This is a genomic window from Cyclobacterium sp. SOCE241 (assembly GCF_056867545.1).
In genome coordinates this window covers 3,259,528-3,285,167 of the sequence record NZ_CP149779.1, presented here as the reverse complement: position 1 = coordinate 3,285,167, position 25,640 = coordinate 3,259,528, and the positions used below count along the sequence as shown (strand labels likewise).

The following is a 25,640-nucleotide window of genomic DNA, read 5'->3' as shown; positions in this document are numbered from 1 at the left end:
GATGTTAAAGTTAAAATGTAAAAGAGATAAGTCCTGCTAAAACGGAATCTTGATTGATTAATTTGGGTTATTAAATAATACCAAATTGGATTTTGCTAAGGTTTTACCTGTTAAAAAAGTTAAGGAAGTGATTTAGAGGAGGTAATCATTTAGATTTGTAATATGTCAAAAACGAGTATCAAAATCATTGTTTTCTTGATGTCCCTAGCAAGTTTAGGATTGATAGGGTTTCAGTTCTATTGGGTGGGGAATGTGCTTAAAATCAATGAAGAACGTTTTGAACAAAATGTTTATCAAGCACTCTCTTCAACTTCCGACCGTATAGAAAAAGGGGAAGCAAGTGATATATTGTTGAGTTCTCTCGCCAGAGATACAATTTTTCAAAAGGCTTTACTGCAACCCATTGAGCCAATACAGTTGCAAGTAAGAAGGCGAAAAGTGGCCGTAAACAGGCCTTCTGTACTGGATTCACTTTTTGATCAACCTATACCTCAAATATCCCCTACCTTTAGAAAATTAATTGCCTCAAAAGAGGGGGAGCCCAAAACTTTTAGCCAAATAGAAAAATATTTTTACATGTCCCCTTCGGTGGCATCCAGTCTTTTTACTCCTGATGAATTAGCAATTTTGCTTGCTGAAAAAGAACGCTATCTGCAATTTCTAAGCGAGAGAGACCGGAAAATGAGCAAAAGGCAATATGCCAATAGCAGGCAAAATTTTATCATTGAAGAGTTAAATGTTTCACGAAATGTGGCCGAAAGCATTGTACAGGCCAATATGAAAATAGAATTAGTAGAAGTCGTAATTCATCAATTATTGGCTCAAGGAAATCAACATGTGCTCGATAGACTAGATACCACAATGGTAAGAAAAGAAGTCAGGGATCAATTAATCAATAGGAATATTGATCAACCATTTGAGTTAGGTATCGTTGGTAATAGAAATGAAATCGTTGGTATTGGCCATGTAAGCGATTTGGAATTTTTGAAAAATCAGGGAATTAAAGCGGAATTATTTCCGAGTGACCTATTGGGCGTAGAGAATTATTTGGTCATTCATTTTCCTGAAAAACAAAATTACCTGATGCAACAAGTGTTTTTGCCATTGGGCAGTTCTTTGGTATTTATGTGTATCATCATTATTTGTTTTGTGTATGCCATAAAGGTAATTATCCGACAGAAAAAGGTCTCTGAAATAAAGAATGACTTTATTAATAATATGACACATGAGTTTAAAACACCAATATCCACAGTAAGTTTGGCTGTAGAAGCCCTGCAGGATCCGGATTTATTTGGAGAGCAAGCTTTGCGCAAAAGGTATTTGAACATCATAAAGGATGAAAATATAAGGCTGGGAAAGCAAGTTGAACAAGTATTGCAAGCTGCTGCCTTAGAAAAAAATGATTTTAATCTTAAAATTGAAAAAGTTGATTTAAAAGAATTTATTGAAGCCACCAAAAAGCATTTTGAATTGCTTGTGGAAAATAGAGGAGGAACACTTACAACTGAATATTCCCTCTTGACAGGGCAATTGGAAGTGGATGTTTTTCACCTGAACAATATCTTAAACAATTTGCTTGACAATGCCAATAAATATTCGAAAGATGCTCCCAAAATTAAAATTACTGTTGTTGAGACTGAAACAAACTTTACCTTGTCGATAAGTGACAAAGGAATTGGCATCAGTAAGGAAGCGCAGAAAAAAATATTTGACAAATTTTATCGTGTGCCAACAGGTAATTTGCATGATGTCAAAGGTTTTGGATTAGGGCTTTCTTATGTTAAAACCATGGTAGAAGCACATAAAGGAACGATACGGTTAGATAGCGATCCCGGGATGGGAAGCGTGTTTACTATAAACTTACCCAAAAATAAATGAGCAAGATCAAAATTTTATTGGTAGAAGATGACCCCAACTTGGGAGATATATTGAAGGAATATTTAGGCGTGAAAGGCTTTGAAGTAATTTTATGCAGAGATGGAGAAGAGGGGTGGAATAAATACAAGAAAGATTACTATCAGTTGTGTCTGCTAGATGTAATGATGCCGGTCAAGGACGGTTTCACCTTGGGTAAAGAAATAAGAAAGGTAGAAGAAAATATTCCCATAATATACCTGACAGCAAAAAACATGAAAGAGGATGTTATTAAGGGTTTTAGGATTGGGGCAGACGACTACATCACCAAGCCGTTTAGCATGGAAGAACTCCTGATGAGAATCAATGCCATTTTGAGAAGAACCAATAGTCAGGGCGAAAAGGCAGCCTTGAAATCCTATGTATTTGGCAACTTTACCCTTCATTATGACAAACAACAGCTGGAAGGACCCGAAGGAACAAATAAGCTGACTTCCAAAGAAAATGAGCTGCTTCGTTTATTGGCTTCTTCATTGAATGAAAATGTGAGCCGATCTTTTGCATTAAAGCAAATTTGGGGGGATGACAGTTATTTTAATGCCAGAAGCATGGATGTATACCTTAGTAAGATCAGGAAATTGCTCAAAAATGATGGCTCCGTTCAAATCATTACCCTCCATGGAGAAGGGTTTAAGTTGGTAGTCAATTAGTGGCTTTTTTTAAGTTAATTGATTATTTAAGCGATTAAAGTTTAATTTGTATTCCAATCATTAACTTAAGAAATTATGTCCAAAGAAATTATCAATTCTCCGGATGCTCCTGCTCCGATAGGTCCTTATAGTCAAGCTGTAAAAGCCAATGGTATGCTGTTTGTTTCTGGACAAATTGCCCTTGATGCAGATTCCGGTGAATTGCTTAATGCCAATATTACTGAAGAGACCCATGCAGTTATGAAAAATCTGGATGCCATTCTCAGCGCCTCTGGACTAACCTTCTCCAATGTGGTGAAATGTAGTATTTTTGTCAAAAATATGGCTGATTTTTCCACCATTAATGAAGCCTATGGACAATATTTTAAAACCAATCCACCCGCAAGGGAAACTGTAGAGGTAAGCCGCTTACCAAAAGATGTTCAGGTGGAGATTTCTTGTATAGCGGTTTTGTAAAACTTTTTGGGATTAAGCATTTTAGGGTATGGTGAGACTGGTTCCTACCTATAGTGAGACTTTTGTAAGCACCTTGAGAAGTAAGGAAGTGATGGCGAGGATAGCTTTGATAACCAGACCTGTAGACTTTCTTGATGAAACAAAATACCTACCTCCCGGTAAAACCATATTTTTTAATGGCAATATTGGGGAAAACAGTTTTAGGATTTCAAAAATAATTGATAGAGCAGATAGTTTTTTGCCTTTGATAAAAGGAGAAATTGCTCCACTCCCAAAAGGCTGCTTGGTCTCCTTGAATTATTGCTTTTTTCCGGGAGCTTCTTCTTTTTCTTGGGATTTTGGGCCATTGTTTCCTTTGGTCTAACAGTATTGTTTTTATCCGTAGTTCAGGATTGGAAATTGGCATTGATTTGTTTTTTAGTGGGGCTGGGAAATTACGGCTTTACATGGGTATATTTCAAGAAAAAGTAAAAGAAAGCCAATCCTTATTTCATGAACTAATGAAGCTTTAAATCCTGACCATTTAAATAAGCACCGGCAATCAAGATTTTGTCTCTCCTTTATGGATTGTGGCCGCCCTGTCGTATTTTAGCGGATCAATCAGTCAATTTATAAACTTTCAATAAATATTATAATGGAATACAGGATAGAGAAAGATACCATGGGGCCGGTTGAGGTTCCTGCAGATAAATTTTGGGGCGCACAAACCCAAAGGTCTGTGAATAACTTTAAAATTGGTGGCCCAAAACACCAGATGCCCTTGGAGATTGTGCATGCTTTTGCTATTTTAAAAAAATCTGCCGCACAGGCCAATGCTGAACTTGGTGTGTTGGATCAGGCAAAAGCCGATATTATTAGCCAAACCTGTGATGAAATTCTTGAAGGTAAACTGGACGACCAATTTCCTTTAGTGGTTTGGCAAACCGGATCCGGTACCCAGTCCAATATGAACGTCAATGAGGTGGTTGCCTATCGATCTCACGTACTTTTGGGTGGAAATTTGCAAGATGAGAAAAAGAAAATTCACCCAAATGATGATGTGAATAAATCTCAGTCATCCAATGATACCTTTCCTACTGCGATGCACATTGCGGCTTACAAAATGGTGGTAGGCACAACACTTCCGGGTGTGGAAAAACTTAGAGATACCCTTAAGGCCAAGTCTGAGGCGTTTATGGAGGTGGTCAAAATTGGGAGAACTCACTTTATGGATGCCACTCCACTTACACTCGGACAAGAATTTTCAGGCTATGTTGCTCAGCTAGACCATGCCATAAAAGCTATCAAAAATACCCTGCCACATCTTTCTGAATTGGCTTTGGGAGGTACTGCTGTAGGTACTGGATTGAATACACCTAATGGTTATGCTGAATTGGTGGCAGAGAAAATTGCCCATTATTCAGGCAATCCTTTCGTGACCGCTCCTAATAAATTTGAATCCTTGGCAGCACATGATGCCATTGTAGAGACCCATGGTGCTCTGAAACAATTAGCTGTCAGCCTAATGAAAATCGCCAATGATGTTAGGATGTTGTCTTCCGGTCCTCGATCCGGCATAGGTGAAATCTTGATTCCTGAAAATGAACCCGGCTCTTCTATCATGCCCGGAAAAGTAAACCCTACACAAGTTGAAGCTATGACAATGGTTTGTGCCCAAGTTATTGGCAATGATACAGCGGTGTCTGTGGGCGGAATGAGCGGTCAGTTTGAGCTGAATGTGTTCAAACCAATGATGGTAAATAATTTACTTAACTCAGCAAGACTATTGGGAGATGCTTGTGTTTCATTTACAGATAATTGTGTGGTAGGTGTTGAGCCAAACGTTCCTTTTATCAAAAGACACCTTGAAAATAGCTTGATGTTGGTTACAGCACTTAACCCACATATTGGCTATGAAAATGCAGCAAAAATTGCAAAAAAAGCCCATAAAGAGGGTACAAGCTTGCGGGAAGCCGCCCTTGATCTTGGTTTATTGACCAATGAGCAGTTTGACGAATGGGTACGTCCTGAAGACATGACAGGAAGTTTAAAATAATCCCCTTTGTTTTAAATAGTAAGCCCCAACTTCAATAGTAAGTTGGGGCTTTTTAATTATGCTTGTTTGAACCGAAATATGAAACGGGTAACCGAAAACCTGCTAAATTATTTCAAAAAGAGCTTGGCTTTCTTTTAAGTTACAATATTCAATACGAATCCTATTACATAATCCGGATTTATTGTTTTATTCGTTTTCAAAATCAGAAGTAGGAATACAGCTACACATTAGGTTCCGGTCTCCATAGGCAGCATCTATTCTGCCCACCGCCGGCCAAAATTTATTCTCCTTAACAAAAGGGAGCGGATAAGCAGCTTTTTCCCTGCTGTATGGCATGTCCCAGCTGTCTGAAATAATACTTGAGGCTGTGTGAGGTGCATTTTTCAATACATTTACCAGCTTATCAGCTTTTCCTTCTTCTATTTCTCTGATCTCTTGACGAATAGCAATCATGGCTTCGCAGAATCGATCCAATTCATCCTTGGATTCTGACTCAGTAGGCTCTACCATAAGCGTACCGGGTACCGGGAATGAAACGGTAGGTGCATGAAAACCATAATCCATAAGTCGTTTTGCAATGTCTTCCACTTCCACGCCGTAGGCCTTGAATTCCCTGCAATCCAAAATCATTTCATGAGCGGCACGACCATTGGCTCCGGTATAAAGAATTGGGAAATCTGCACCTAAACGTGTTTTGATATAATTGGCATTTAAAATTGCAATTTTCGTAGCTTTCGATAAGCCTTCCTCCCCCATCATGGCGATGTATGCATAAGGAATAGGTAATATACTTGAGCTACCAAAAGGTGCTGCAGATATTGGCGTAATGGCAGCGGTACCTCCGGTTTTAACATAAGGATTTCCCGGAAGAAAAGGTACCAAATGTTTGGCTACACAAATTGGGCCCATTCCCGGTCCACCTCCTCCATGAGGTATGCAGAAAGTCTTGTGAAGGTTTAGGTGGCAAACATCTGCTCCGATCAAGCCCGGACTGGTCAGTCCCACCTGTGCATTCATATTGGCTCCATCCATATATACTTGTCCACCGTATTCATGTACAAGGTCACAGATTTCTTTAATCGCTTCTTCAAAAACCCCGTGGGTTGAAGGATAAGTGACCATAAGGGCAGACAATTGGTCTTTATAGGTAGCTGCTTTTTCTTTGAAAGCATCCACATCAATATTCCCTTTTTCATCACAAGGCACAATCACCACTTTCATTCCCGCCATAACTGCAGAGGCCGGGTTGGTTCCATGAGCTGAAGAAGGGATAAGTACAACATTTCTAAAGTCTTCATTTCTGCTTTGATGGTATGCGCGGATCACCATTAAACCTGCATACTCACCTTGTGCACCTGAATTGGGTTGCAAGGAGGTGTCAGAAAAGCCGGTGATTTCACTTAGCCAATTCCGAAGATCTTGAAACATTTCATAATAACCTGCCGCTTGATCTTGGGGTGCAAATGGGTGCAACTGACCAATTTCCGGCCAAGTGATGGGAATCATTTCAGTGGTGGCATTGAGTTTCATGGTGCAGGAACCCAATGAAATCATGGAATGAACCAAAGATAAATCCTTGTTTTCAAGTTTTTTCAAGTAGCGTAACATTTCATGTTCAGAGTGGTATTTTTGAAATACCTCATGCTCGAGAAATTTGGATTTTCGCTCTAATTCAGATGGAATGGTCGCATCAATCTGACTTGGAATTTCAGGGACCTCAGGTTGCAGCTTATTGGTGGATTTGGCAAATACTTCAAAGATTTCCACTACATCTTGTCTGGTTTTGGCTTGATCGAAACTTAAAAGAATATGCCCTTCATCGTACCTGAAATTTAACTTTTTAGACACCGCAAATGCACGGATTTTTTCTTTCTGTACTTGATCCACCTTGATCCGGATGGTGTCAAAATAAGCTTTATTAACCTGTTCAAAACCTATTTCACTAAGCCATTTAGCAGTCATGACGGCCAATCCATGCGTCCGTGAAGCAATGGCTTTCAGACCCTTTGGGCCATGATAAACAGCATACATTCCGGCCATGACGGCTAGCAAGACCTGTGCCGTGCATATATTGGAGGTGGCCCTTTCTCTCTTGATATGTTGCTCCCTGGTTTGCAGTGCCATTCGGTAAGCATTTTTTCCTGATTTGTCCACAGACACCCCAATGATTCTTCCGGGGATCTGTCTTTTAAAGGATTCTTTTGTTGCAAAAAACGCGGCGTGAGGGCCTCCAAATCCCATAGGGACACCAAATCGTTGTGTACTGCCTATAACTACATCCGCTCCCATTTCCCCTGGGGGCTTTAGCAAAGTAAGGCTCAATAAATCGGTACTAAAAGCGGTGCTGACATGACCTTCCTTTGCAGCATTAACCAAGGATTCATAATTGATAATTTCTCCATCCGAATTGGGGTATTGTATTAGTATCCCAAATAATTCCGGATCGCTCAGGTCAAGGTCAGATAAAGGGCCGATTTTTAAAGTGATACCAATAGGTGTAGCTCTTGTTTTTAAAATCTCTTTGGTTTGCTCAAAAACCTTTTCGTCTACATAAAATGTGGTGGCTTTTTTCTTGCTTCTTGCTTTGGCTGCATATAGCATGGTCATGGCCTCCGCTGCGGCTGTCCCTTCATCCAATAAAGATGCATTGGCTAACTCCATTCCTGTAAGCTCGCTAACCATGGTTTGAAAATTAATTAAGGCTTCCAATCTTCCTTGCGCTATTTCGGCCTGATAGGGAGTATATGCGGTGTACCAGCCCGGGTTTTCAAGAATATTTCTTTGAATAACTCCGGGGACTAAGGTGTCATAATAACCTAAGCCAATATAAGATTTAAAAATTTGGTTTTTGCCAATGGTAGCTTTGAAAGATTTAAGAAATAGATTTTCAGAAAGTGGTTTCGGCAGTTGTAATGGCTGCTTTAGTCGGATAGTGCTAGGGATGGTTTCGTCAATTAGGGTATCCAAGGAATCTACTCCTATGGTATTTAGCATTTCCTGAAGCTCATTTTCAGAGGGTGAAATATGTCTATTTCTAAATTTTTCGGATGAGGCGAGATTGATTTTCATAAAAAGATAAAATATGATTAATTTTGGCGCGGCCAATAGATCTTAAATCGATCCGTAAAGTTAAAAATATTAGCTGATTTAGGTCTTTTATTTATGCTTAAATTACTTCATATAAACCAGTTAAAATGGGAGATATTGGCAAAATCTACCTTAGCTATAAACTTAATTAACCAATATGAAAAATAAATCAACTTTAGTTGCAATATTTATTTTTGTAGTTTTTTCAAATCCAATTTTTGGACAGGAGGATCTTTCATTAAAATATGCATCAACCATTCAGGCAAGTGATTTAAAAAAGCACTTGACTTATTTAGCTTCGGACGAGCTTAGAGGCCGGGATACGGGGTCTGAAGGACAAAAAATGGCAGCAGATTACCTAATAGATTTTTACAAAACAAATAACCTTAAAGGGCCTGTGAATGGGAGCTATCTACAGCCTTTTCAATTGTCAAGCGTAAGCTGGAAAGAAGTTTCTTTAAAAATAGGTAAAAGCAAGTTGGTGTTAAATGAGGATTTTGTATTTGTAGGAGATGCAGATATGAAGAGAAATAAAAAGACTGATTTGGTGTTTTTAGGTTTAGCCTCAGATGAAAACCTTTCAAAAGTAGAGGTTGAAGGAAAACTGGTTGGATTATGGGCCATCGGAAATAGTGTTGGGCAAGCCGTTGAAAAAGTGATGGATGCAGGTGCCGCAGGTGCCTTGATTGTAACCATGGAAGGGCAAGCCAATTTTGATAGGATGGCCAATCGATACAAAAGCTTGTCTGGTAAAGGCAGGATGGGCTTTGATAAACCAACAGAACAAAAACCGGTATTTATGGTAAGCTCTATCAAAATGGCAGAGCTTTTTGAATCTCCTGTGGATTTGCTCAAAGAAGCGGCCAAGAATGATCCATCAGTAATCTCTTCTCAGAAGGCCGTGTTTAAGGTGGTGAAACAGAAAGATTTTATTGACACAGAAAATGTAATGGCCTTTCTAGAAGGAACAGATAAAAAGGAAGAGGTGTTGGTGATTTCATCTCATTACGATCATATCGGGGTCAGTAGCACAGGTGAAATTAATAATGGTGCAGATGATGATGGATCAGGAACTGTTTCTGTAATGGAAATTGCAGAGGCATTTGCTCAGGCTGCAAGAGATGGATATAATCCAAGACGTAGTATACTTTTCTTAAATGTGACAGGGGAAGAAAAAGGTTTGCTTGGCTCTGAGTATTATTCCGAAAATCCTATTTTCCCTCTTGAGAATACGGTAAACAATATCAATATCGACATGGTGGGAAGGATTGATTATGAATACCAGGATGCAGAGAATCAAGACTATGTTTATGTGATAGGTTCCGAAATGCTGTCTTCCCAATTGAAGGTCATCAATGAATACAATAATATCACCTATACCAATCTAATATTAGATTATAGGTATGATGCAGAGGATGATCCAAATAGGTTTTACTACAGGTCCGATCATTACAATTTTGCCAAGCACAATATACCAGTTATCTTCTTTTTTAACGGAGTTCATGATGATTACCATAAACCTACTGATACGGTGGATAAAATTGAATTTGATTTGATGGAGAAAAGAGCGAAATTGATTTTCCATACAGCTTGGGATTTGGCCAACCGTGAAAATAGAACTCCTGTGGACGGTACAAACAATCGGACCGATAGGTAATTTTACTGTCAAAAGTTAAATATTAAAGGGCTAAGGTAAAACTACTTTAGCCCTTTTTAGCTTATTATAATGTAGCTTCTTTTTAGATTTCTCCGCAATCGCTTATGGGACTCAAAAACTTTGATTATATTCATAAACTCTAAGTGATATCAATCCTAACAATGATCATGAAAAAAATAGTCTTCAGTCTCTTCGTTTTATTTTTCGCAAGTCAGGTAAAAGCTCAAACAATTCCGGATAAAGCCGCGCAGATTAAGGCTGCTGTTCTGGCTGCACCTCAAGATTTCAGGAAAGGAGCAAAGGTTTATGGTTATGATGCGAACGGCGAGTGGACGGTGCTTAGAGAAGGAAGTAATGAAATGATTTGTATTGCGGATAATCCCAATGCTGAAGGGTTTAGTGCTTCTTGTTATCATAAGGACTTGGAGCCATTTATGGAAAGAGGGAGAGCATTGAAAAAGGAAGGTAAAAACTTCAAACAAATATTTGATACTCGCGAGAAGGAGGCCAAAAGTGGCAGTCTAAAAATGCCTAGTGAGCCTGCTTCCCTCTATGTATTGTCCGCAGATAAAGCTGATTTTGATCCCATGAAAGGTAAAGTGGACAATAGCTATCTCCGCTATGTGGTATATATCCCATGGGCCACCATGGAAAGTACGGGTTTGTCCACCAAACCTGATTTTCCCGGTATGCCATGGATAATGGATCCGGGTACACATAGAGCTCATATCATGATTAGTCCTCCCAAAGATTAGTTGACCATTGTCAGTTGATTGGGCCTACCGGGAGGAGTCCTGAGCTAATTCCTTATTCGATAAGTTATGTCAAAATCAGTCTTGTTTTGGGAAGAATAAGCCTTTTGATTGACCGAAAAAAATATTTGATTCTTTGAATGAAAGCTACCTTTAAAACTTGGAAAACAAGTAGAAACCTTTTCCTTACATTGCTTGAAAGTTATAAGCTCGAACAGTTAAACCATATACCTCAAGGGTTTAATAACAACCTGATTTGGAATATAGGACATGTCATTGTAGCCCAGCAAGGGCTTGTATACAAGGGATCAGGATTGCCCGCCCAAATATCGGATGAGATGTTTGGAAAGTATGGCATAGGGACCAAACCTGAAACCCCGGTGTCAGCTGATGAATATAAAGAATTGAAATCGCTTTTAATGGATTTAATCCCACAAACAGAATCCGACTATTTCAATGGGAAGTTTGTTTCTTACCATGAGAGAACCACCAAAACGGGTTTTCACTTAAGCTCTGTGGAAGATGCAATTGTATTCAATAATTTTCATGAAGGACTACATATGGGGTATGTGATGAGTATTCGGAAATTTATTTAGAATAGGCTCAATCTACCCTTATCTTGCTTCTATTCGGGTTATTAAATAGCCGGTCAGGTATCAATTATGTTCAAATTGTAATCAATAAATTTTACAAGTTTACCAAGGCAAGGACCTTGTTGATGGCCTCTTTGTTTGTTTGGAGGGCTGCTTCATTTCCCATGTCATTGAGAATTTGATTAAATGGCTCGGTTCTAATGGGACCATCATATCCAATGGCCACCAAGCCTTCCATGAAAGCCTTGAGATTGATAACGCCTGTAGCCAAAGGGAGCTCTCGCTTTAAATCCACCTGAGCTTCTCTGCTAAAACCCTTTCTTGCGTCATTAATATCCACTACCACTATGTCCTCTGCTTTAAGTTTGAGAATATCTTCTTTATTGTCATTTGCAGTATACCAATGAAACGAATCCAAAACAAAGCCTACATTACTATGGCCGGTGGCTGCTATGAGTTCCTGCCCTTCTTTCATGGTGGATATAAAAGGGTACTTATTTTGTATGAGCAAGGGTCTTGTCCCAAGGTACTCCAGCCCAAGCCTAATGCCATAATCTTTCATTACCCGAGCACACTCCCCTAGTCGGTAGGCATGTTGCTTCATGTTCTCATTGTAAGTAAGGGAATTATGAGAAGAAATAATCCATGTATTAATGCGGGTGGCCCCAAGTTTTTCCATTGTCTTACAAAAGGATTCTAATTTTCTAAAGTCTTCAAGAAAATTGCGATTGTCTTCTCTGAATGCTACGGGCAGATTGGTGGAGCCAAAACCTATTCCACTTGCCTTCATTTTGTCCTTTAGGTCTGCTATTTGAGCCGGAGAATAATCCTGCATGACTTCTTCTACAAAAGGGGGATGGTTTCATACCCATAAGCAATGGCATAATCTAGTGTTTGTGCAAGATTTGCCTTTACTCCAATAATACCAGGATTTAGGGCAATTTTAAATTTTCTCACCGCTTTTGTTGTTGCATTCAAGCGTTGGGTTCCAATGGTTCCTGCTGCCAATAGGGCTAGGGATGAGTTACTTAGAAATTTTCTCCTTTCCATAATTGTTTGTAGATAGTTGCCTTGATTGTTAGGTTAAAATAATGAAAATACCATTGGGTTGTTGAATAGCTACTTAATAATTCAGCCAATTTTTTTGTTGCTATATTTAGTCATTATAATAATAAATTAATTAGAATAATTCTTTACTTTCCCTAGCCAAAATAAACCAATAAATAAATGAAAATTTTACGAATATTATTGCCTTTGTTTTTTCTTTCGTTTTCAAGCTTATTGGCCCAAGAAAGCCGGGTGTTTGATGCATTAACAGTAGACAGTAAAATCCTTGGTATGGAGAGAAAGTTTGCTTTGTACCTGCCTCCGGGTTATGAGTATTCCCAAAGATCCTATCCTGTGCTTTATTTGTTGCATGGTGCAGGTGACGACCAAACCGGCTGGGTTCAATTTGGGGAAGTGCAACGAATTGCCGACAATGCCTTTGAGGATGGTACGGCCACACCAATGATTATTGTAATGCCGGACGCCAATACAGGTAATAGGGGCTATTTTAATGATATAAAAAATGAATGGAGGTATGAAGATTTCTTTTTTGAAGAATTAATGCCCTATGTGGAGTCTCAGTACAGAATCAAGCGCGAAAAAATATAGGGCGATTTCAGGTCTTTCTATGGGAGGTGGAGGAACCTATTTCTATGCCATGCATCGGCCGGAATTGTTTTCATCGGCTTGTCCACTTAGTGCCTCGTTAAGGAATACCGCGTATGATGATTTTCTAAAAAGATTTGAGAGCGAAGTCAAGGATAAAGACCAATTGAGAGCATATTATGACAAACATCAGGCCTTAAGACAATTGGAAGTTAATGATATTGAAAAGATTAAGTCGGTAAAATGGTTTTTTGATTGTGGAGACGATGATTTTTTGTATGAAGGAAATAGTCTCGTTCATATTGCCATGAAGAAAATGGAGATCCCGCATGAATTTAGGATTCGTGATGGTGCCCATAATTGGACGTATTGGAGAGAATCACTCCCGAATGTCCTCGCCTTTGTTTCAGATACTTTTCATCAAAAGTAATTGAAAAACATCCCAATTAGCAAAGCAAACAAATAGGTGAGCTTGCTCGCCTATTTGTTCTTGTGGCTTGCTTTTTTCTTCATTTGATTTCTGTTTCGTTTGGCCTTGCTGTTTTTGTTGCCGCGCTTTTCTTCTTTCTCTTTATAAGGTTTCGAGTACCCCTTTTTTATTGAAATGCCCCCTTAAATTCAGGGTCATCGCCTCTTTTTTGTTTGTCGATCTCCCTTTCATAAGCCTGTTTTTCTTCAAAAGGTGTTTTATGTTGGGTGATTTCTTCAGGGATTTCTTGCTCGGGGACAAGCATTCGGATGATGGATTCTATTTTTTCGAAATGAAAAGCTTCGGCAGGGTTAATAAATGTAGCTGCTTTTCCTTCATTTTCGGCCCTACCTGTTCGGCCGATCCGGTGTACATAGTCCTCGTAAATTAAGGGTACATCAAAATTGATTACATGACTAACCAAACTTACATCTAAGCCTCTGGCCGCTACATCTGTAGCCACCAGGATTTTTACCTCTCCTTTTTTGAAATCATCCATGCTGTTGATCCTTGTGTTTTGACCTTTGTTGGCATGAATTACCCGAATACTTCCGGATTGATTTTTTTGAAGGTATTGATGGACGGTGTCGGCATTTTTACGCGACTTGGTAAAGATTATCCCTCTTTCAAAACCATCCTCGTTGACAAGTCTTAGCAATAGGTCTAACTTTGTTCTGATATTGGGAACAAAATATTTTACTTGAGCTATGGTTTCGGCGGTAGTCGCTTGAGGGGCAACTTCTACACGCTCGGGAAATTCAAGGAATTCATAAGAAAGATTTTCTACTCGTTGGCTGAAGGTGGCGGAAAACAAGAGGTTTTGCCGCTTGACAGGGATCACTTCCAAGATGTTTTTTATTTGCGGAAGGAAGCCCATGTCCAACATTTTGTCAGCTTCATCCAATACCATGGTTTTAATATCTCTGGTGTAAATTTCACCCTTGTGGTAGAGGTCTATGAACCTTCCGGGAGTTGCAATGATAATGTCCACTCCTTCTTGTAGCTTTTCAATCTGTGGTTTTGGCCCCAAGCCACCATAGAGGCAAACATACCTTAAGTCTGTATATTTACCGAAACCTACAACAGCCTCTTCAATCTGCATTACCAGTTCTCTTGTGGGAGCCATAATTAAAGCACGAGGGTGCTGGCCTTGTGCGTATTTTACTTTGTACAATAAGGGCAAGACATAGGCCGCAGTTTTGCCCGTACCTGTTTGGGCGATGCCCAGTATGTCGTGACCGGCCAAAGCCAAAGGGATGGCTTTTTCCTGTATAGGCGTAGGTTTTTCATAACCAATTTCCTTCACAGCATTTAAAAGTTGGTTATTCAGTTTAAAATTTTCGAAAGATGATAGCTGATCGGACATGATTTTATAAATTTAGGAAAATATTAAGAGGTGTTTCGACCCAAGCACCTACCATATAAAACAAATGCTATGAAAAGAATACTAATCCGTGATGCAAATATAGTAAATGAAGGTAAGATTATACGTGGAGATGTGTATATAAAGGAGGGCTTGATATATTCGGTGGGTGGAGATTTGTCAGGAAAAGATGCGGATATAGTGATAGATGCCAAAGGCAAATACCTATTACCAGGTTTAATTGATGATCAGGTTCACTTTAGGGAGCCGGGATTGACACATAAGGCTGAAATTTATACAGAAAGTAAAACAGCAGTGGCAGGGGTGTGACCAGCTTTATGGAAATGCCAAATACCATCCCTCAAAGCACCACCCATGAACTATTGGAGGAGAAATATGCAATTGGAGCGGCTAAGTCCTTAGCAAATTACTCTTTTTATTTAGGAGCAACCAATGACAATATTGAGACCATCAAAAGTGTAGATGTTAAAAATGTTTGTGGAGTGAAGGTTTTTCAAGGGTCCTCCACCGGTAATATGTTGGTAGATAATCCGGACAGTTTGGAGGCCATATTCAGAGAGTGTCCGATTTTGATCGCTACCCATAGTGAGAATGACAACATCATCAAGGCAAACTTAGAAAGATTTAAGCAAGAGTATGGAGAGGATATTCCGGCTAAATTTCACCCTAAAATCAGATCAGAGGAAGCCTGTTATGATGCTTCCAAAATTGTAGTAGAAATGGCGCGTACCCATGGTACAAAATTGCATGTATTGCATATCAGTACCGGGAAAGAAGTGGGTTTATTTGACAATACGTTGCCTCTTGCTGAAAAAAGGATTACTGCAGAGGCTTGCATACATCATTTATGGTTTTCTGAAGAGGATTATAACAAAAAAGGAAATTGGATCAAATGGAACCCGGCCATCAAAACTTCAAATGACAGGGATACCATATTAAAAGGGGTATTAGAAGGCAATATCGATGTAATAGCTACTGATCATGCGCCACACACTATTGGAGAAAAAGAGCAGCCCTATCTTAAAGCTCCTTCAGGAGGGCCTCTATTGCAGCATGGTTTGGTGGCCTTACTTGAAATGTACCATAATGGAAAAATTAGTTTGGAGCAAATCGTTCAGAAAACGAGCCACAATGTTGCCATACTTTTTGAAATTGAAAGCAGGGGCTTTTTAAGAGAGGGATATTATGCAGACCTAGTATTGGTAGATTTGGACAATTCTTGGGAAGTAGAAAGGGAAAATGTGCTTTCTAAATGTGGTTGGTCTCCTTTCGAAGGTCAAAAGTTTAGGTCAAAAGTTACCCATACGATAGTTTCAGGCCATTTGGCTTATGAGAATGGGGTCTTTAATGAAGAAAAAAGGGTGAAAGACTTAAATTTTCAAGAAATATCTAGCTTGGTATTGCGTGACTGAAAAAAGCATATTACCTTTGCAATCCCATCTGATAAAAGAATCAGAAAATGAAATAAAATGGTGATTGTAGCTCAGCTGGTTAGAGCGCTGGTTTGTGGATCCAGAGGTCGCCGGTTCGAACCCGGTCCTTCACCCAAGCCCTCCCTTTGATTAGGGAGGGTTGTTTTTTTATTACTGCATCCTACAATGGGTTGGTATTTTAACCCAGAAAATTTGAGGTTATTGCAAGTAAATGGGGCAGTCTCTTTTCTCGTCTTTAGAATGGTTAAAGAGCAATACACTAAGCTTGTTTTATAGTCTGCTTTTGTTGGTTACCCATGCAGAAGGTATTCATGTTTATGGCATGTTATTTGATTAGCGATTGTTGTAGAATTCATTTAATTTCAGAAGATCATGTTTAAGTTACTTCAACCTTCAAAAAATTTTCCTCAAATAAAATATGTAAATTTAAATCATGTGCAGATGTATATGATGAAATTTGAGGAATCCATTAAGAATCTAGAGAAAATTCAAAAAGAAGCTACTTGAGTAGCAATGAAAATATAATATTCCAAAAGAACTCTAATAGAGTTCTTTTTTTGTCAAAAAACAGCTTTATCTTAATCATTTAGCTTAATTGCTTTAGTTTTTATCTTAAATATTTTTCTTTACGAAGTATTAAAGTATTTTTATAAAAACCTCAAACATTTGATTAAATGAGCTATATACACTTTGATAAGACTCAACTCATTAACCTCAACTACTCTTTAGAAAAAGAGATCATCCGATCAAACCCTTTGGGTTGTTATACGAGTACAACCATTATTGGCTGCAATACCAGAAAATACCATGGGCTATTGGTTGCTCCACAGCCTCAAATAGATGGTCAACTTCACGTGTTGCTATCTAACGTACATGAAAGCATCGTACAAAAAGATGCTGTCTTTAATTTGGGAATTAATAAATATCCGGGTACCTATTCACCACGGGGACATAAATACCTTGAAGATTTTGATTCTGAACCCATTCCAAAACTTACCTATAGGGTAGGAGGGGTGATTTTTGAAAAAGAAATTATCTTAGATTCTACAGCCGACCGGGTTATGATAAGGTATACCTTGGCAGATGCTGTTATTCCTACCCAAATAAGAATTAATCCATTTCTGGCTTTTCGTGGCTACCACGGATTATCTAAAGCCAATACTTATGTTAATAAAAAAATAAAAAAGATAGAAAATGGCGTACAGGTTCAGCTTTACGAGGCTTATGACCCATTGTCATTACAGGTTTCAATGGACAACGATTTTGTACCTGTGCCGGATTGGTTTTATAATATAGAATACTCAAAAGAAATAGAACGAGGATATGATTATCAGGAAGACCTATATGTACCGGGGTATTTCGAGTTTGAGATGGAAAAAGGTGATGAAGTAATTTTTTCTGCCGGACTGAAAGTAGCCAATACAGCTGAGCTTCACGATAATTTAAAAAGGAAATTGAAAGAAGAATACCAAGGGATAATTTTGAAAATTGCTTGAAAAATTCTGCCGGCCAATTTATAAGTAAACGTGATGGAGAAACACGTGTGATAGCGGGATACCCTTGGTTCGGCTGGTGGGGTAGAGATACTTTTATAGCGCTGCCGGGGCTTACTTTGACCATGGAAGACAATCAGACCTTTTTAGATGTTATGGATTCCATGACCAAAGATTTAAAAGGAGCGATGTTTCCAAATGTAGGAAGTGGAGTTTCTACAAATATGAACTCTATTGATGCTCCACTTTGGTTCTTCTGGTCTTTGCAACAATATATTATTTTTACTGGAGATAAACAGACAATACTGTCGAAATACATAGATAAATGCAAGGGGATTATAGATGGCTTTAAGGCAGGGACAGATTTTAAAATTCATGTTCAAGAAGATGGACTTATCAGTGGAGGCGTGGAAGGCGTTGGGTTGACATGGATGGATGCCGTAACCAAAGAAGGGCCGGTGACACCACGAATTGGATGTCCTGTAGAAATCAATGCCCTATGGTACAATGCACTTCGGTTCTATCATGAGATGACCGGGGATGAGGAGGTTCGTAAATTAGCAGATCAGGTGGAGGTGAGCTTTGTAGATCGTTTTTGGTCAGAGAAGAAGGGGTACTTAGCGGATGTGGTCACTTATGAAGAAAAGGATTGGTCCATAAGACCAAACATGGTATTTGCCACTTCATTACCCTATAGTCCCCTTAGTAATGAACAAAAAGACTGCGTGTTGGAGGTGGTAAAGACCAACTTGTTTACGAATAGGGGCTTACGAACCCTAGCGCCCAGTGACCCGCGATACAAGGGCTATTATAAAGGAGACCAAACTGAAAGAGACAATGCCTACCATCAAGGTACTGCATGGCCATGGTTATTGGGGCATTTTGCTGAAGGTTATTTAAAATTGCACGGCAAGCAAGGAAAGAAGTTGGTAGAGTCCATGATTGATAGTTTTGATGAAGTGATGACTCAATATGGAATAGGGACAATTGCGGAAATTTATGAAGGTGACCCTCCCCACAGACCTAAAGGGGCAATATCCCAGGCTTGGAGTGTAGGTGAATTGTTAAGGATGAAATATTTAATCAACAACATGTAAAGGGACAATATATGAAAGTATTAATGTTTGGTTGGGAATTTCCTCCTCATATTTCTGGTGGTTTAGGTACTGCCTGTTATGGTTTAGTCAAAGGGATGGACCACCACAAACAAGACCTGATTTTTGTTGTTCCCAAACTCTGGGGTGATGAAGATCCATTGGCTGAATTTGTGAACGCGAGTGAAATAGAAATTGATTATAGGGAACGTCGATTTCGAGACATTTGGAAAAGCCTTACCTACCTTGAGGTGAGTTCTTTCCTTATACCCTACCTTAGCCCTGAGGAATATCATAACCATACCGAACGACTGCTTAAAGATCAGGATGAGCTTGAATCCAGCGTGCTGGCCAATAAGTTTAGTTTTAGTGGTAAATATGGTAAAGACTTGATTTTGGAGGTGTCGCGCTATGCGCTGGTTGCTGCTCAGATTGCCAAAAATAAAAAGTTTGACTTGATTCATGCACATGATTGGCTTTCCTTTCCCGCTGGAATTGCCGCCAAACAGATTAGTGGGAAACCCATGATAGCGCATGTTCATGCAACTGAATTTGACCGTTCAGGGCAAACCGTAAATCAAAGGGTTTACGATATAGAAAAAGCCGGAATGGAGGCAGCGGATAAAATTATCGCCGTAAGCCAACTCACCAAAAACACGATAGTGACCAAATATGGAATCCCTGAAGAAAAAGTAACTGTGGTTCATAATGCTGTTTTGGATACAAGCATCATCAAGTCACATGTAGAGAAAAAGTGCCGGAAAAAATTGTCACTTTTTTAGGTAGGATAACCTTTCAGAAAGGTCCTGAGTATTTCGTGGAAGCTGCGGCAAAAGTGATAAAAAAAGATGAAAATGTCAGGTTCGTAATGGCAGGGTCCGGAGATCTTCTCAATCGAATGATCCAAAGGGTTGCCGAACTAAGGATAGGAACAAAATTTCATTTTACAGGATTCCTCAAAGGGGATGATGTAGACAAAATGTTTGCCCTAAGCGATGTGTATGTTATGCCTTCCGTTTCAGAGCCATTTGGAATATCCCCACTAGAGGCTGTAAGGCACAGTACTCCGGTGATTATATCCAAACAGTCCGGCGTTGCAGAAGTCCTGCAAAATGCAGTGAAGGTGGATTTCTGGGATGTCGATGCAATGGCTGATTCCATTTTTGCATTGTTGCATTACAATGGGATATCCAAAATGTTTAAAGAAATGGGAAGAGAAGAATTAAAAAGGCTCAAATGGGAGCACGTTGCCGAAAAAGTAATAGGTATTTATAAGCAAACCGTTAATCAATAGGATATGAGAACCATTTGTTTTTATTTTCAAGTACACCAACCCTTTAGATTAAAACCTTATCGCTTTTTTGAGATTGGGGATGATCATGATTATTGGGATGACTACTCGAACAGAAACATCATGAATAAGGTAGCTAAAAAGTGCTACTTGCCAATGAACCAACTATTGTTGGAATTAATCAGGAAATATGATGGGAAGTTCAAGGTGTGCTTTTCACTATCAGGTACGGTTCTCGACCAAATGGAGGCCTATGCCCCGGAAGTACTACACAGTTTTCAAGAACTGGTGGCTACAGGTCATGTAGAATTACTCAATGAAACTTATGGACATTCACTTTGCGCTCTCAAAAGTGAGACTGAGTTTAAGGATATGGTAAGCCTGCACCAGGAAAAGATTCAACATCACTTCAACGGCTATAAACCCAAGGTATTTAGAAATACAGAGTTGATTTACTCTGATGAAATAGGGGCGATGGTCGCAAAAATGGGTTTTGATGGAATCCTATCTGAAGGTGCCAAACATATACTGGGTTGGAAAAGCCCCAATTTTGTATATGTTAATTCAATTGAACCCAAACTGAAAGTATTACTCAAAAATTTTAGGCTTAGTGATGATATAGCCTTTAGATTTGGTGAAAAAACCTGGACGGATTATCCCCTCACCACAGATAAGTTTATCGGCTGGCTCAATCAAGTGCCCCAAGAAGATGAGGTGATCAATCTATTTATGGATTATGAGACATTTGGTGAACACCAATGGAAGGAGACAGGCATTTTTGAATTTATGAAAGATCTTCCGGGGGCAATTTTTCAACAAACCAACTTTAGCTTTTCTACACCCTCTGAGGTGATAGCCAATGCATCTCCTGTAGGACAAATCAATGTGCCTACTCCGATTTCTTGGGCGGATGAGGAGCGTGATCTTACCGCTTGGTTGGGGAATGACCTTCAAGACGAAGCATTTGACAGACTCTTTGAATTGGAGAATATGGTAAAACGCTGTGATGACCCTGAGATTTATAAAGATTGGAGGTATTTACAAACCAGCGATCATTTTTATTATATGTGTACTAAGTTTTTCTCCGATGGCGACATACATGCTTATTTTAGCCCCTATGAAAGTCCCTATGAAGCCTTTATCAATTACATGAATGTACTTAGTGACTTTATCCTACGATTGAAACAAGCTGAAAAAGCTAAGGCCTAATTGACTTCGAGAAGAATTTAGTATAGTTAGCATCCCTGTGAATCAGGGATGCTTTTTTTATTGATAGCTGTATTTTACTTGACTTCCTTTTTCAGGGTCTAATTCTATAGTGGCGAAAACACCGATTTCTTGTTGCAATTCTTCTACATGACTTATTATACCTACAATTCTGTTTTCATGCCTTAGGGCCTTCAAGGTTTCAAAAACTATTCTTAGGGACTTCCTGTCCAAAGCTCCAAAGCCCTCATCCAAAAAGAAAAACTTTGATCCGCTTGATTGAGTGATTTTACCTTTTCTGCCAAAGCCAGCGCTAAACATAAGGATGCCTGAAAGGTTTGGCCTCCGGATAAAGTTTTGAGTAACCTTTTTCGTCCATCATTTAAATAATCTATCACCCAAAAAGTATTGTTGTCATCAATTTCCAGTCTTAGGCTGTTTTTTGTCAATTGTGTAAATCGCTTATTGGCCGTGTTACACAATTCTTTAAGGTATATGCTGCTGACATATTTCACAAAGCCACTGCCTTTAAACAACTGTTCCAATTCTTTTAAATTGGAAGCCCTGTTTTCCATGGTATCCAATATCTTTAGTAAACCTTTCTTTGTCTCAAGCTTCTCCCTAATGTCTGAAACATCTCGGTCTATGTTTATTTTCTGTTTTTGCACCTGCTCCAATTCCTCTTTCTTCTTTGCGTGATTTTCTTCAACTTCGTCAAAGTAATTCTGGTCAAAGGTTTTGATGCCTTCTTCAGCTTCTAGAGTTGCCAAGTGGGATTGAACTACGGAACAGTCTTGCTCATATTCCCGTATTTCTTGATCAAGCTTGTCTTCATCCAACTTGCTGTTGAATAGTTTTTCCAACTGAGCCTGATCTGTTTGTCCATACTGGGTTTTCAAAGCATCGAATTCATTTTTTAACTTTTCCAGTTTGATAGATGCTTCCTCTTTGCTTTTGCTGAAATTCTCCAGATTTGCCAAATTGGTTGCAGCATCTTGGCGCTTTTCCTTCAGTACTTTTTGTTTCCCATCCAATAAATTGGCCGTGTCTTCAATGTCCTTTCGAACACTGGCTATCATTTGCTGGATGGTCTCAGTAGAAGAATCCATGTATTTTTCACAGAAAGCCTTGTCACTGATTTCATCTTCCTTTGCTTGTAAGGTGCTGGCATGGGCAATAGCCTGCTGTTCTTCCTTTCTCAGTTCTTGATGGGCACCATCTATTCGAGTCCGCAGAATGTCTATTTTTTTCTATAATCCCGAGCACTGTTGTGAAGTTGATCTTCTTTTTTAATTTGATCCGTAAGGACTGAGAGCCTTTCATTGATATCTTCCAGAGTATGTATACCTAAAGTGCTTAACTCATTTTTGAGGGTGTTGAATTGATGGTTTAAGTCCTGCAGTTCTCCTGTTTTGTCGGATATTAGTTTAGTTTGATTGGTCTTTTGAAGCTCCTGATCATAAAGCCTCCGGGAAAGGAGTTGGATTTTTTCCAGATTCTGTCTAGTTTCCTCAATTTGTTGATTATAGCCGTTTACCTTCTCTTCGGTGTGATCTGAAGTAAGGGGGAAGGGTGTTCTACAGCCCCACAGAGTGGGCAAGGTTCTCCTTCTTTTAAACTGTGGATATGGGCCTGTAAAGCTTTTTTCAATATACTTTGCTTTATCCGCTTCTATAGATTTGATGTTTTCTTTTTCCCAAGCATCCCAAAGTTCCAAGCTCGTGAATTGGGAAGGAATCATGCCTAGAATTTTGTTTTCTTCTTTCTGAATGGAATCATTTTCTAATTTTAATTTGGCAATGGCCTCTTCCAGTTTTTTGATGCTTAAGGAGAGGCTTTTCCAATCCTTTAAGTCGCCGGTAAGTCTTGCCATCAGTGTACTATTGGGCTGGTTTCTACTTTCTTCAAGCTCCTTTTCCAATAATTCAAGTTGATTCTCTAAGGCTTTTTGTTGGCCTAAGCCTTCTTCTATGGCGGGTTTAATTTGGGAAATTTTTTTGAGCGGCGTCTAGTTTTCTTTGGATGATTTGAATAGCTATAACCTTTTCCAAGTCCCGGATTTTGGCTTCACGTTCAGGGCGTTTATCGACTTTTTTCTCAGTTCTCCTTCTTGTTGTTCCAGTTTTGCGATTTGTTCAATATAAGTTTCCTTAAACCTGTTGCAATCAGCAAATCCTACGCTGGCTTTTTCTAGTTCTAACTGCTCATCTTTTATCTGATTCCAAACCGGTTTCAAATAACTGTTGGCCTGAATAAATGCTTTCAGTTCCTTTTTCTTCGTTTCAATTTCTTTCGTTCGACTTTGAAGAACCTCCCACTGCTTCTGGAAGGCCAGCAGTTGACTGTGCTTTTGCTTTTGCGCTTGAAGGGATTGGAATTGCAAATTGGTCTTTTCAAGGCTTTCTGTAGCAGCATTCACAGTTTTTGCTAATTCTTGTTTCGCTTTTTCCTTTTCTTTTAAAAGCTCTGCAGAAATATCGCCTAAGCCTTCCAATTGTGTTTCCAACCGGATCAATTCACCCCTAACCACTTTTAAGAGACTACCGGTTTTGGCTGATAGATCAAAGCGTGCCAAGCCAAACAACTCCTTCATCATTTCAGCTCTAGGTCCCGGGGTTAGGTCTATAAATTCCCTGAATTTACCTTGTGGAATGATCACGGTTTGCTTAAAATGCTCCTTTTTCATGCCTATTATGGCTTCCGCATTTTGATTCAGTGGCGTGGTTACATCACCTTCCTTAAGATAAAAAGTATGCTCTGCAGGTCTTATCTCATCAAACCTTTTGCTGTTCCGCTTGACTGCATACCTTGCCAAGTAAATCTGACTGTTGTTTTTCCCGGCCTTAAATTCGAAATTGATAAGTAATTGTTGGCTTTGCAGGTTGACCATGCTGTTTTTCTCCCCCTGTCAGACAGCCTCTCAGTGCTGCCATACAGAGCCAAAAGTATGGCCTCCAAAATGGAGGATTTTCCACTGCCTACAGCACCGAATATGCCAAAAATTCCCGCTGCAGTAAGTTTTTCAAAATCTATGGTTTGTTCTTCCTTGTAGGAGTAAAGGCCTTGAACGGAAAGCTTTAAAGGAATCATATTTTATCGTCTTGGCTAAGGATTTCATTGAATACTGACAACAGGGCCTCATTGGGAAGTTGCCCTTTTTCACTCTGATAATACATTTTAAATAAACTTGTCATGTCTTTTTCTAAATCTTTAACTTGAAGCTGTTGGTCTTGATCAATGCCGAGGTTTTTAATTTGGGGAATAATGTTGATGATCCCGTCATGCGCTTGCAAAAGACTTTTTCTAGTGGCGGCATCAATGGCATCATCAGTTTCGTAAGTTAATTCCACAAAACAATAAGGGTTGTTTTCCAGCCATTCCAGGGCGGAAGGCAAGTCACTGAATTTTTTTCTTTCCAGTTTCCTGCCTTGCTTTAAGCCAATAGGTTGATAATTAATGGGTTCATTGGGAATGCCGGTAATGAGGACCACCTGTTTCTCCTGGCCGGCTTCACTGAATGAATAAGCCAAAGGAGAGCTGGAATAAACAACCGGAAAGGGACTTTTGCTAGCGGCATGGTAGCGGTGCAAGTGGCCCAATGCTGCATACTGGATTTGTGAAGGGATATTTGACGTATACAAAGCCTGTGTTCCTCCCACATGCAAAATGGGTCGTTCACTTTCAGGTTCTTTTTCCGGAGTGGTTCCTTCTTTGACAAAGAAGAAATGACCTAGGAATACATTCAAACCGGAGTTGTCACAGAATTGATCAGCCAAGTTCTTCCATTTTTCTTCCAGTACTTTACGCAATTCGTTTTCTCTATCCCCTTCTCCTAAATAGGTTCGCAAAGAAACCTCATTGGCATAAGGAGCCAATATTATTCGTACCGGAAAATCCAAATGAGGGAGCTGCAATGAAATAAAGCCTTTGTCAGAGGCCACCACTTCAATACCACTGTCAAGTTTACCTGTGGGAATAATGCTGTCATATCGGCTGTAAAAAAATATGCCCATCTCCCTGGCCAAGGGGTCCGGCGCTTCTATAAATTGGCTGCTGTCATGGTTACCAGAGATGGCAACAACCGGTCTTTGCCCATTTTTGGAAAGCTTTCGAAGTGTCTTGTATAGCAATTCGATCGCTTCGTGGCTGGGGTTAAATCCATCAAATATATCTCCTGCAAGTAAAACCAAATCAACATCTTCGGAATTGGCAATGTCGATTATTTCCTCGAGGACAAGCTTTTGTTCTTCCAATCGGGAAGCTTCCTGAAGCCTTTTTCCTAAATGCCAATCGGCTGTATGTAAAATTTTAATTTGCTTCATTGTCGACAATAATATGGTTAACCTATTGGGGTTTAAATGGATCAAATGGTTTTCAATAGTTGAAGTAGGTTTGTCTAATACTGGTAATGAAACTAAACATTTTGCCTCTGTTCCATAGTTGAAAAGCTGCAGTTTGGCTCATTTTATTTCC

At 39.3% G+C, this 25,640-nt stretch carries 18 protein-coding genes, 1 tRNA gene and 5 pseudogenes; 14 read left to right on the top strand and 10 right to left on the bottom strand.

Going from position 1 to position 25,640, the window contains the following annotated elements:
* Positions 1-162: 162 nt before the first annotated feature.
* The 5 genes from WG932_RS16385 to fumC all read left to right on the top strand — a co-directional run bounded on the left by WG932_RS16385 (position 163) and on the right by fumC (position 5,055).
* The gene (locus WG932_RS16385; RefSeq protein ID WP_014019114.1) at positions 163-1,878 is read left to right on the top strand and encodes a sensor histidine kinase; all 1,716 of its coding nucleotides are present in this window, start codon (positions 163-165) and stop codon (positions 1,876-1,878) included.
* Positions 1,875-2,564 (top strand): response regulator transcription factor, encoded by a 690-nt coding sequence (locus tag WG932_RS16380; RefSeq protein ID WP_149392021.1) that lies wholly within the window; start codon positions 1,875-1,877, stop codon positions 2,562-2,564. Before WG932_RS16385 ends, WG932_RS16380 begins: the two co-directional genes overlap by 4 nt.
* A 75-nt stretch (positions 2,565-2,639) precedes the next feature.
* Positions 2,640-3,020: a RidA family protein gene (locus WG932_RS16375; protein ID WP_014019112.1), complete on the top strand. Its 381-nt coding sequence runs from the start codon at positions 2,640-2,642 to the stop codon at positions 3,018-3,020.
* Between the two features lie 28 nt (positions 3,021-3,048).
* The gene (locus WG932_RS16370; protein WP_483084716.1) at positions 3,049-3,384 is read left to right on the top strand and encodes a hypothetical protein; all 336 of its coding nucleotides are present in this window, start codon (positions 3,049-3,051) and stop codon (positions 3,382-3,384) included.
* Positions 3,385-3,654: 270 nt separating this feature from the next.
* Positions 3,655-5,055 (top strand): class II fumarate hydratase, encoded by a 1,401-nt coding sequence (gene fumC, locus WG932_RS16365; protein WP_014019110.1) that lies wholly within the window; start codon positions 3,655-3,657, stop codon positions 5,053-5,055.
* Positions 5,056-5,241: 186 nt separating this feature from the next.
* On the opposite strand, the gene gcvP is transcribed toward fumC, so the two are convergent.
* Entirely contained in the window at positions 5,242-8,124 is a 2,883-nt protein-coding gene (gcvP, locus tag WG932_RS16360; protein WP_041934567.1) for an aminomethyl-transferring glycine dehydrogenase, read from the bottom strand.
* A gap of 175 nt (positions 8,125-8,299) precedes the next feature.
* Between gcvP and WG932_RS16355 the strand changes: the two genes are divergently transcribed.
* The 3 genes from WG932_RS16355 (at position 8,300) to WG932_RS16345 (ending at position 11,147) form a co-directional block, all read left to right on the top strand.
* On the top strand, positions 8,300-9,799 hold the full coding sequence (locus tag WG932_RS16355; RefSeq protein ID WP_014019108.1) for a M28 family peptidase: 1,500 nt from the start codon (positions 8,300-8,302) through the stop codon (positions 9,797-9,799).
* A gap of 167 nt (positions 9,800-9,966) precedes the next feature.
* Positions 9,967-10,554, top strand: coding sequence for a hypothetical protein (locus WG932_RS16350; protein ID WP_014019107.1), 588 nt, complete (start codon positions 9,967-9,969; stop codon positions 10,552-10,554).
* A 137-nt stretch (positions 10,555-10,691) separates the two neighbouring features.
* Positions 10,692-11,147, top strand: coding sequence for a DinB family protein (locus WG932_RS16345; RefSeq protein ID WP_014019106.1), 456 nt, complete (start codon positions 10,692-10,694; stop codon positions 11,145-11,147).
* A gap of 91 nt (positions 11,148-11,238) precedes the next feature.
* Here WG932_RS16345 and WG932_RS16340 read toward each other — a convergent pair whose 3' ends face one another.
* Both WG932_RS16340 and WG932_RS16335 read right to left on the bottom strand, forming a co-directional pair.
* On the bottom strand, positions 11,239-11,979 hold the full coding sequence (locus WG932_RS16340; RefSeq protein ID WP_483084715.1) for a sugar phosphate isomerase/epimerase family protein: 741 nt from the start codon (positions 11,977-11,979) through the stop codon (positions 11,239-11,241).
* An 8-nt stretch (positions 11,980-11,987) separates the two neighbouring features.
* Complete coding sequence (locus WG932_RS16335; protein WP_483084714.1) at positions 11,988-12,194, bottom strand: hypothetical protein; 207 nt, start codon at positions 12,192-12,194, stop codon at positions 11,988-11,990.
* A gap of 177 nt (positions 12,195-12,371) precedes the next feature.
* Here WG932_RS16335 and WG932_RS16330 point away from each other — a divergent pair.
* A pseudogene (locus tag WG932_RS16330) lies at positions 12,372-13,227 on the top strand (alpha/beta hydrolase).
* A 50-nt stretch (positions 13,228-13,277) separates the two neighbouring features.
* Here the strand turns inward: WG932_RS16330 and WG932_RS16325 are convergent.
* Positions 13,278-14,632 (bottom strand): annotated as a pseudogene (locus WG932_RS16325) (DEAD/DEAH box helicase).
* A 69-nt stretch (positions 14,633-14,701) separates the two neighbouring features.
* Between WG932_RS16325 and WG932_RS16320 the strand changes: the two are divergent.
* The 5 genes and pseudogenes from WG932_RS16320 (at position 14,702) to WG932_RS16300 (ending at position 21,170) form a co-directional block, all read left to right on the top strand.
* Positions 14,702-16,043: pseudogene (locus WG932_RS16320) on the top strand (dihydroorotase).
* Between the two features lie 78 nt (positions 16,044-16,121).
* Positions 16,122-16,197 (top strand) — tRNA-His (locus WG932_RS16315).
* 560 nt (positions 16,198-16,757) lie between these two features.
* Positions 16,758-18,673, top strand: a pseudogene (locus tag WG932_RS16310) (amylo-alpha-1,6-glucosidase).
* Positions 18,674-18,684: 11 nt separating this feature from the next.
* A pseudogene (locus tag WG932_RS16305) lies at positions 18,685-19,964 on the top strand (glycosyltransferase family 4 protein).
* 3 nt (positions 19,965-19,967) lie between these two features.
* On the top strand, positions 19,968-21,170 hold the full coding sequence (locus WG932_RS16300; protein ID WP_014019098.1) for a glycoside hydrolase family 57 protein: 1,203 nt from the start codon (positions 19,968-19,970) through the stop codon (positions 21,168-21,170).
* 57 nt (positions 21,171-21,227) lie between these two features.
* On the opposite strand, the gene WG932_RS16295 is transcribed toward WG932_RS16300, so the two are convergent.
* From WG932_RS16295 to WG932_RS16270, 6 genes are all read right to left on the bottom strand, one after another.
* Complete coding sequence (locus WG932_RS16295; RefSeq protein ID WP_483084713.1) at positions 21,228-21,365, bottom strand: hypothetical protein; 138 nt, start codon at positions 21,363-21,365, stop codon at positions 21,228-21,230.
* A gap of 17 nt (positions 21,366-21,382) precedes the next feature.
* Positions 21,383-22,276, bottom strand: coding sequence for a hypothetical protein (locus WG932_RS16290; protein ID WP_483084712.1), 894 nt, complete (start codon positions 22,274-22,276; stop codon positions 21,383-21,385).
* A 131-nt stretch (positions 22,277-22,407) separates the two neighbouring features.
* On the bottom strand, positions 22,408-23,088 hold the full coding sequence (locus tag WG932_RS16285; RefSeq protein WP_483084711.1) for a hypothetical protein: 681 nt from the start codon (positions 23,086-23,088) through the stop codon (positions 22,408-22,410).
* 114 nt (positions 23,089-23,202) lie between these two features.
* Complete coding sequence (locus tag WG932_RS16280) at positions 23,203-23,982, bottom strand: hypothetical protein (RefSeq protein WP_483084710.1); 780 nt, start codon at positions 23,980-23,982, stop codon at positions 23,203-23,205.
* On the bottom strand, positions 23,934-24,257 hold the full coding sequence (locus WG932_RS16275; RefSeq protein WP_483084709.1) for an AAA family ATPase: 324 nt from the start codon (positions 24,255-24,257) through the stop codon (positions 23,934-23,936). The genes WG932_RS16280 and WG932_RS16275 overlap by 49 nt, the downstream gene beginning before the upstream one ends.
* The gene (locus WG932_RS16270; RefSeq protein WP_483084708.1) at positions 24,254-25,489 is read right to left on the bottom strand and encodes a metallophosphoesterase family protein; all 1,236 of its coding nucleotides are present in this window, start codon (positions 25,487-25,489) and stop codon (positions 24,254-24,256) included. Before WG932_RS16270 ends, WG932_RS16275 begins: the two co-directional genes overlap by 4 nt.
* Positions 25,490-25,640 lie beyond the last annotated feature (151 nt).

Excerpts from the sequence above, each read along its gene's own strand:
- WG932_RS16385 (WP_014019114.1), top strand. The coding sequence starts at position 163 with ATGTCAAAAACGAGTATCAAAATCATTGTTTTCTTGATGTCCCTAGCA.
- WG932_RS16380 (WP_149392021.1), top strand. The coding sequence starts at position 1,875 with ATGAGCAAGATCAAAATTTTATTGGTAGAAGATGACCCCAACTTGGGA.
- WG932_RS16375 (WP_014019112.1), top strand. The coding sequence starts at position 2,640 with ATGTCCAAAGAAATTATCAATTCTCCGGATGCTCCTGCTCCGATAGGT.
- WG932_RS16370 (WP_483084716.1), top strand. The coding sequence starts at position 3,049 with ATGGTGAGACTGGTTCCTACCTATAGTGAGACTTTTGTAAGCACCTTG.
- fumC (WP_014019110.1), top strand. The coding sequence starts at position 3,655 with ATGGAATACAGGATAGAGAAAGATACCATGGGGCCGGTTGAGGTTCCT.
- gcvP (WP_041934567.1), bottom strand. The coding sequence starts at position 8,124 with ATGAAAATCAATCTCGCCTCATCCGAAAAATTTAGAAATAGACATATT.
- WG932_RS16355 (WP_014019108.1), top strand. The coding sequence starts at position 8,300 with ATGAAAAATAAATCAACTTTAGTTGCAATATTTATTTTTGTAGTTTTT.
- WG932_RS16350 (WP_014019107.1), top strand. The coding sequence starts at position 9,967 with ATGAAAAAAATAGTCTTCAGTCTCTTCGTTTTATTTTTCGCAAGTCAG.
- WG932_RS16345 (WP_014019106.1), top strand. The coding sequence starts at position 10,692 with ATGAAAGCTACCTTTAAAACTTGGAAAACAAGTAGAAACCTTTTCCTT.
- WG932_RS16340 (WP_483084715.1), bottom strand. The coding sequence starts at position 11,979 with ATGCAGGATTATTCTCCGGCTCAAATAGCAGACCTAAAGGACAAAATG.
- WG932_RS16335 (WP_483084714.1), bottom strand. The coding sequence starts at position 12,194 with ATGGAAAGGAGAAAATTTCTAAGTAACTCATCCCTAGCCCTATTGGCA.
- WG932_RS16300 (WP_014019098.1), top strand. The coding sequence starts at position 19,968 with ATGAGAACCATTTGTTTTTATTTTCAAGTACACCAACCCTTTAGATTA.
- WG932_RS16290 (WP_483084712.1), bottom strand. The coding sequence starts at position 22,276 with ATGGATTCTTCTACTGAGACCATCCAGCAAATGATAGCCAGTGTTCGA.
- WG932_RS16275 (WP_483084709.1), bottom strand. The coding sequence starts at position 24,257 with ATGATTCCTTTAAAGCTTTCCGTTCAAGGCCTTTACTCCTACAAGGAA.
- WG932_RS16270 (WP_483084708.1), bottom strand. The coding sequence starts at position 25,489 with ATGAAGCAAATTAAAATTTTACATACAGCCGATTGGCATTTAGGAAAA.